General features: G+C 51.9%; 7 protein-coding genes and 1 tRNA gene. 3 read left to right on the forward strand and 5 right to left on the reverse strand.

Features of this window, described 5'->3' with window-relative positions; translation table 11 throughout:
• Nucleotide 1: 1 nt before the first annotated feature.
• On the reverse strand, nucleotides 2-802 hold the full coding sequence (locus tag B4N58_RS13070) for an IclR family transcriptional regulator (RefSeq protein ID WP_008253276.1): 801 nt from the start codon (nucleotides 800-802) through the stop codon (nucleotides 2-4).
• Between the two features lie 138 nt (nucleotides 803-940).
• Between B4N58_RS13070 and B4N58_RS13075 the strand changes: the two genes are divergently transcribed.
• Both B4N58_RS13075 and B4N58_RS13080 read left to right on the forward strand, forming a co-directional pair.
• Nucleotides 941-1,681: a (Fe-S)-binding protein gene (locus B4N58_RS13075; RefSeq protein ID WP_040513805.1), complete on the forward strand. Its 741-nt coding sequence runs from the start codon at nucleotides 941-943 to the stop codon at nucleotides 1,679-1,681.
• Between the two features lie 17 nt (nucleotides 1,682-1,698).
• Nucleotides 1,699-3,105 carry a LutB/LldF family L-lactate oxidation iron-sulfur protein gene (locus tag B4N58_RS13080; protein ID WP_008253266.1) on the forward strand — a complete coding sequence of 469 codons (1,407 nt, stop codon included), beginning with the start codon at nucleotides 1,699-1,701 and terminating at the stop codon, nucleotides 3,103-3,105.
• A 52-nt stretch (nucleotides 3,106-3,157) separates the two neighbouring features.
• Here the strand turns inward: B4N58_RS13080 and B4N58_RS13085 are convergent, their stop codons facing one another.
• The 4 genes from B4N58_RS13085 to B4N58_RS13100 form a co-directional block, all read right to left on the reverse strand.
• Nucleotides 3,158-4,207 (reverse strand): quinone-dependent dihydroorotate dehydrogenase, encoded by a 1,050-nt coding sequence (locus tag B4N58_RS13085; RefSeq protein ID WP_291750132.1) that lies wholly within the window; start codon nucleotides 4,205-4,207, stop codon nucleotides 3,158-3,160.
• A gap of 67 nt (nucleotides 4,208-4,274) precedes the next feature.
• Nucleotides 4,275-5,009, reverse strand: coding sequence for an arginyltransferase (locus tag B4N58_RS13090; RefSeq protein ID WP_008253262.1), 735 nt, complete (start codon nucleotides 5,007-5,009; stop codon nucleotides 4,275-4,277).
• The gene (gene aat / locus B4N58_RS13095; protein WP_008253260.1) at nucleotides 4,996-5,724 is read right to left on the reverse strand and encodes a leucyl/phenylalanyl-tRNA--protein transferase; all 729 of its coding nucleotides are present in this window, start codon (nucleotides 5,722-5,724) and stop codon (nucleotides 4,996-4,998) included. Before aat ends, B4N58_RS13090 begins: the two co-directional genes overlap by 14 nt.
• Nucleotides 5,721-6,287: an NUDIX hydrolase gene (locus tag B4N58_RS13100; RefSeq protein WP_291750135.1), complete on the reverse strand. Its 567-nt coding sequence runs from the start codon at nucleotides 6,285-6,287 to the stop codon at nucleotides 5,721-5,723. Before B4N58_RS13100 ends, aat begins: the two co-directional genes overlap by 4 nt.
• A gap of 190 nt (nucleotides 6,288-6,477) precedes the next feature.
• Between B4N58_RS13100 and B4N58_RS13105 the strand changes: the two genes are divergently transcribed.
• Nucleotides 6,478-6,553: transfer RNA gene (locus B4N58_RS13105), tRNA-Ala, on the forward strand.
• The last annotated feature ends 37 nt before the right edge of the window (nucleotides 6,554-6,590 follow it).

Consider the following 6,590-nt stretch of genomic DNA (forward strand, 5'->3'; position numbering starts at 1 on the left):
ATTACAGTCTGAATCGACCGCTGGGAGGGGTTACCCGTCCTTGCCAGCCCAGGGATGCGCTAATTCGTTGTGCTGTATGAATAAGCTCTTGAAGCCAATCTTCCTGAATTCGATCAGCTGGCGCAGAAATGGATAAGCCAGCGATCAGTTTCGATGAATCGTCGTAGATGCCGGCCGCCATACAACGAACGCCCATTTCAAGTTCTTCGTTGTCTCGCGCAAATCCTTCAGTTCTGACCAGCAGCAGTTCCTTTTCCAGTTTTTCAAGCGTAGTCAAGCTGTTCAATGTAGTGCCGCGCAAGGTAGTTCTCTCGGCGTACAGCTTCAAATTCTCTGGTGATTCATTGGCCAGAAAAAGTTTGCCGGTCGATGTGAGGTGCAAAGGTGCTCGCCCTCCAATTGCACGCACCACCTGCATGCCAGAGCGTTCACTGTAAGCGCGGTCCACGTACACAATCTCATCACCTTGTCGAACCGACAGGTTGACGGTTTGGCCAGTCAGGCGATGCAATTTGCGCATTAGCTCGAGAGCAGCATCGCGCACATTCAACCGGGCTTTCACCAGGTTGCCAAGCTCGAGTAAACGCATGCCCAAGCGATACAGGCCCGGATCGGTTCGGTCAACAAGTCTGCAGGCCACCAGGTCATTCAAAATTCGGTGGGCAGTGGAGGGGTGCAGTTTGGTGTCGCGCGCCAAGTCTTTTAACGCAACAGGGTCTTGGTGTTCAGCCAAGGCGTCCAACAATTGCATCATTCGTTCAATCACCTGAATACTGGTGCGTCCAATTGACTCTTCGCTCATACGGGGTAGTTCCTTTTCATCCAGTGGGAAGTTTAAACCATATTGTGAAATACGTCACTCGTTATGGTTATCACTACTGGCTGGAAAGCGGCGTGCTGCATACACTTGACAAGTTTTCAGACATTTTGGGGAAATGCCTTGCGCGTCGGTTTGTTTGTTACCTGCCTTGTGGATTCCATGCGGCCCTCTGTGGGTTTTTCAACCATTGAGTTGCTGGAATCCGCCGGTTGCGAAGTGGTTGTACCTCAGGCCCAAACCTGCTGCGGCCAGCCAGCCTGGAATTCTGGAGACCACGAAAGTACGCACAAACTGGCTCAAAAATGGCTGGCCGAGTTTGAGCAGTTTGATTATGTGGTCGCGCCGTCCGGTTCCTGCGCTGGTATGACCAAAGTTCATTACACCGAAGTGTTCAAGAATGATCCTGACTTAAAGATGCGCGCAGCTCGACTGGCCGCACGCACCTACGAGCTTACCGATTTTCTGGTGAATGTTCTGGGCGTGGACAAGGTCAAGCTGGGCATCAGTGAACTTAAACAGATCACCTATCACGATTCCTGTAGTGGTCTGCGCGAGTTGGGCGTGCAAAAGCAACCCCGTACCTTGATTGGTAAAATGGGCGGTGTCGAGATTCTTGAGATGAAAGACAGTCGGCAGTGTTGCGGTTTCGGTGGCACGTTCGCCTTGAAGTATGGTGAGGTTTCCAGTGCCATTTGCACGGACAAATGTGAGCAGGTACAAGCCACCGGTGCGCAGGCGGTAGTGCTGGGTGACTTGGGTTGTATGTTGAACATTGAAGGTCGCTTGCGCCGCATGGGTGACAACACGCAGGTGTTGCATGTGGCCGAGTTGCTCACGGGTCGCAAGCCCGGTCAAATCTAAAGTAGGGCGGTAGCACCATGCAAGTACAAAGCATGTTTTTTGAAAGAAAGGCCAGTGAAAAACTGAACGACCCGCGCCTGCAGGAGAATTTGAAGCGTCTCTCGTCCAAGTTCGTAAATGCCAGGGCCACCAGCATTCTGGAGTTGGAGGATTTCGAAGGAACGCGTTCTGCGGCGGTTGAAATTCGCAACCGAAGCATCAAGAATCTGGATGTGTGGCTTGAGTTGTTTGAGCAAAAAGCCGCTGAAACTGGTGCGAAGGTTTTGTTTGCACGTACGCCTCAAGAGGCAGCTCAGCTGGTCGTGAAAATTGCCAAAAAGCACAGTGTGAAATCAGTGATCAAATCGAAGTCGATGGTGACTGAAGAAATGGCGCTGAACAAAGCACTTGAAGCTGCAGACGTGAAAGTGCGTGAAACCGACCTTGGCGAATATATTCTTCAAATCAACGACAACGAGCGACCCAGCCACATTATTGCGCCTGTGGTGCACAAGGACAAAGAACAGGTGGCTGACCTGTTTGAGAAGCATCACCATTTGCCGCGCAAAACCGACATTGCCGAAATGACCCGTGAGGCTCGCGAAATTTTGCGCCCCCAGTTTTTGGCCGCAGATATGGGTGTAACCGGTGGCAACTTCATTATCGCTGAAACCGGTTCTGTGGCCCTGGTGACCAATGAGGGAAACGAGGGTATGTGTACCATCAACCCCCGTGTGCACGTGGCCATCACTGGTGTAGAGAAAGTGGTGCCTACCCTGGAAGACTTCGCTACGCTGATTCGCTTGCTGCCGCGTTCGGCAACCGGGCAAAGCATTTCAAACTATGTGTCCTTGCTAACAGGCCCGAAGCGGGAGGGTGATCTGGATGGCCCTGAGCACATGTATTTTGTGATTCTGGATGGTGGCCGCACTGGATTGCTGGGCGGTGAGTTTGAGGAGATGCTTCGCTGTATCAAATGCGGTGCATGCATGAACCATTGCCCGGTATACCAAAAAATTGGCGGCCATGCCTATGGGTGGGTATATCCTGGCCCTATGGGGTCTGTGCTCACTCCCAGTTACACCGGCATCGAAAAAGCGCTTGATCTGCCACAGGCTGCCACGCTGTGTGGCGAGTGCCACGTGGTTTGTCCGGTAAAAATTCCATTGCCCGATTTGTTGCGAAAATTGCGGGAACAACAGTTCTCGAGAGGGCTTCGTCCCTGGCAAGAGAAGGCGGCATTCAAAGTGTGGGCTTTTGTGGCTCAACGGCCTGCCTTGTATCGGATGTTGTCACGCATCGGTATCAAGGCCATGGCGTGGTGGGGCAAGCGCAAGGGGGGTATTCATAGTTTGCCCGGAGCAAAGGGCTGGACCGATCAACGTGACTTTCCGGTACCGACCGGTGAGACTTTTTCAAGCTTGTATCAGCAGCGAAAAAAATGAATTGATTGGCGCTGGTGATTGTAATGAAAGCGGCTTTAATCAAGCCGCTTTTTTACTTCTTGCGTAGCTGTGGTTTGCAATTCACGCGAATGGTCGCAGCACATTCGGTCACTAGCTCCGGGCCTTTGTAAATAAGGCCTGTGTACATTTGCACCAGTTTTGCGCCTGCGCGAATTTTTTCGACAGCATGTTCTCCGCTGGAAATACCCCCTACACCGATGATAGGTATGTCGTCGCCCAGTTCGGCATACAAGCGCTTGATGACACGGGTTGATTTTTCCATTACAGGCTCGCCACTCAGGCCGCCTTGCTCTTCGCAATGCGGAAGGCCAGCCACGCTGCTTTTGTCGATTGTGGTGTTGGTCGCAATCACACCGTCAAAGCCAAAATGGGTTAGGCGTTGGGCAATCGCATCAATTTGATCGTCATCCAGATCGGGGGCAATTTTCAGGGCCATGGGTTTGTACAAACCGTGTTCATCGGCCAGTGCTTTTTGTTTCTCTTTCAGAGAGCCCAATAAAATATCAAGGCTATCGCCGCCTTGCAGGTCTCGAAGGTTCTTGGTGTTCGGTGAGGAAATGTTGACCGTGATGTAAGTGGCGTAGGGATACACCGCTTCGAGCGCAGCCAAGTAATCATCGGCTGCATTCTCGACCGGTGTTACTGCGTTTTTGCCGATGTTGATGCCCAATATGCCCGGGTAATTACTGGCCTTCACATTTCGTATCAGCGTGTCTACGCCCTCGTTGTTAAAACCCATGCGATTAATCAGTGCGTTGGCTTTGGGCAGCCGAAAAAGCCTTGGTTGAGGGTTGCCGGGTTGGGGCTTGGGCGTTACGGTGCCAACTTCAAGAAAACCAAAACCCATTAGTCCGAGTTCGCTGATATAAGCCGCATCTTTGTCCAGCCCAGCAGCCAAACCCACCCTGTTTGGGAAATCGATACCCATCACTTTCACGGGATCCGCCACTGCCTTGGGCGAGAATAGCTTGAGCAAACCGAGCTTGCGCAGCATTTGCAGGTTACTGAAAGTGATGTGATGTGCTTTCTCGGGGTCAAGGGAAAACAGTGCAGGGCGAACAAGCGAATAGGGCAGCAGCATGGCGGTTTTTCAAGTACCGGTAATTTGGATGGAATACCCCGCATTGTAACGGGGAAACCTTGCGCGATTAGCGGATCGGTTCAGCCAATGGTTGCCACGTATTGTCCTGAAGAACCTCTGCAGAAGAAAAGCGGGCCTTGTAAGCCATTTTCTCGCTTTCCTTAATCCAGTATCCCAAATACAGGTAGGGAAGTTCCAGATCTCGGCATTGTTCAATTTGCCAAAGCACCCCGTAAACCCCCAGGCCACTTCGTTCTTCGGGATCGAAGAAGGTATACACCGAGGATAGGCCGTCGGTGAGAATATCGATGATGGAAACCATGACCAATTTGCCTTCAGGGTTTCGGAACTCCACCAAGCGCGAGTTCACCCGGGTTTGCAGCAAGAACTGAGAATACTGTTCGCGACTGTCTTCGTCCATGCCGCCGCCATGGTGTCGGGCTGACTGGTATTTCAGGTATAGCGCGTAATGCTCTGAATTGAAGTGCAGGCGCTGTACGCTGGGTTTCAGCTTGGAAAAAGCCTTCACCGTGCGCCGCTGGCTGCGGTTGGTGTGAAACTGAGACACCTTCAGGCGCAAAGGTTTGCAAGAGGTACAACCGTCGCAGTGGGGTTTGTAGGTGAACAGGCCGCTGCGGCGAAAACCCATGCGGACCAGTTCGCTGTACACGTCGGCATTGATTAAATGGCTGGGGGTGGCCACCTGTGACCTGGCCAAACGATTGTCCAGGTAACTACAGGGGTAGGGCGCAGTCGAATAAAACTGCAGCGTGGAGAAGGGCAGTTCCTTAGGTCTGGTCATACGTCCATTTAAGTTCGCGAGGTTCCCAATTCAAGGTGGGCTGCACAATGGAATTCGCCATTTCAGTCTCAAACACCTTTCGGCTTACCGTGCGGGCACCCATAGACATCAAATGCCCGGTGGCCTGCTGGCAATCAATTATGTGCACATTCTGTGATTTTAGCCAATACACAAAATGAGCGAAGGCCACTTTGGATGCATCGGTTTGTGTGGCAAACATGCTTTCACCGTACACCATTTTGCCCAAGGCTACGCAATAGAGGCCTCCGATCAGTTGATCACCTTGCCAGTGCTCAACCGAGTGGGCCAGCCCGCGTTGGTGAAGGGCTGTGTACGCGGCGATCACCTCCTCGGTGATCCAGGTGCCATCCTGGCCTGGTCTGGGAGCTGCGCAAGCACGCATCACTTTCTCGAAGGCCGTATTTAAATGTATGGCGCTACCGGGAGTCGCTTGCATTTTTCGTATCGCTTTGGCCAGCGATCGGTGCAGCTTGAATTCGGCGGTGTACAACACGGCGCGTGGGGATGTGCTCCACCAAAGCACTGGCTCGCCGTGGGAGTACCAAGGGAATATGCCATGCGCATAACTTGTTTCGAGCCAGTCCGCGTTGATTTCCATGCTTGCTGCGAGTAGCCCTGGTGGGTACTCAAGTGCTTGGGTAGTGCTGGGGAATTCGCTAGGAGAGTCCAGCCAAGGTATGGTGGTTTTTGTCATCCGGCCTTGAATTGCGAATCAGTCCAGTCCGTGTGATCGAATACGTCGCCCGTATGCAGTGTGTAGCGACCTGCTTTTCGGTCTGCAAAAAACAGAGTCAATGTTTTTGACACGGTCTTGAAAGCCAACTCATCCCAAGGAATCTCTTCTTCGGAGAACAATTTCACGTCCAGGCTTTCTTCACCTGCACTAAACGTCGGCGTGGCCATTTCAGCCCGAAAAAAGATATGAACTTGTTCGGCGCGAATGACATCGAACATGGTGAACAGCGGGCCAAGCTCAACTTTGGCACCAGCTTCTTCCCATGTTTCACGTTCTGCGCCCTGGTGCGTGGTCTCGTTCAATTCCATGAAACCTGCGGGCAGGGTCCAGTACCCGTAGCGCGGCTCGATTGCTCGCTTGCACAGTAATACCTTGCCTTGAAAAGTCGGAATGCTGCCCACCACAATCTTTGGATTCACATAATGAATTGCGTTGCAGCCCGGGCAGCAGCTGCGTAGTCGGTTGTCGCCTTCGGGAATCCGGAGTTCAAGAGGAGTGCCACATGTGCTGCAGTATTTCATTTGTTGTTTGCTTCTATTTTTGTAAAAAACTACTTGCAGTGTACCCGACAAATATGTGTATAATTCGGGCTGCTCAAATTGCTGAGGCAATGCAGGCAGAAGGCAAAAAGAATTAAAAGTTTTGTTTAGAAATGTTCAACAACTTGTTGACAGCTTAAATAAAATAAATAATAATCTTGGTCTTCGCTTCGGGGGTATAGCTCAGCTGGGAGAGCGCTTGCATGGCATGCAAGAGGTCAGCGGTTCGATCCCGCTTACCTCCACCAAAGCACACGGTTTAGGTCCCCATCGTCTAGAGGCCTA

This window comes from Limnobacter sp. UBA3528, assembly GCF_002377005.1.
Taxonomy (GTDB): domain Bacteria; phylum Pseudomonadota; class Gammaproteobacteria; order Burkholderiales; family Burkholderiaceae_B; genus Limnobacter.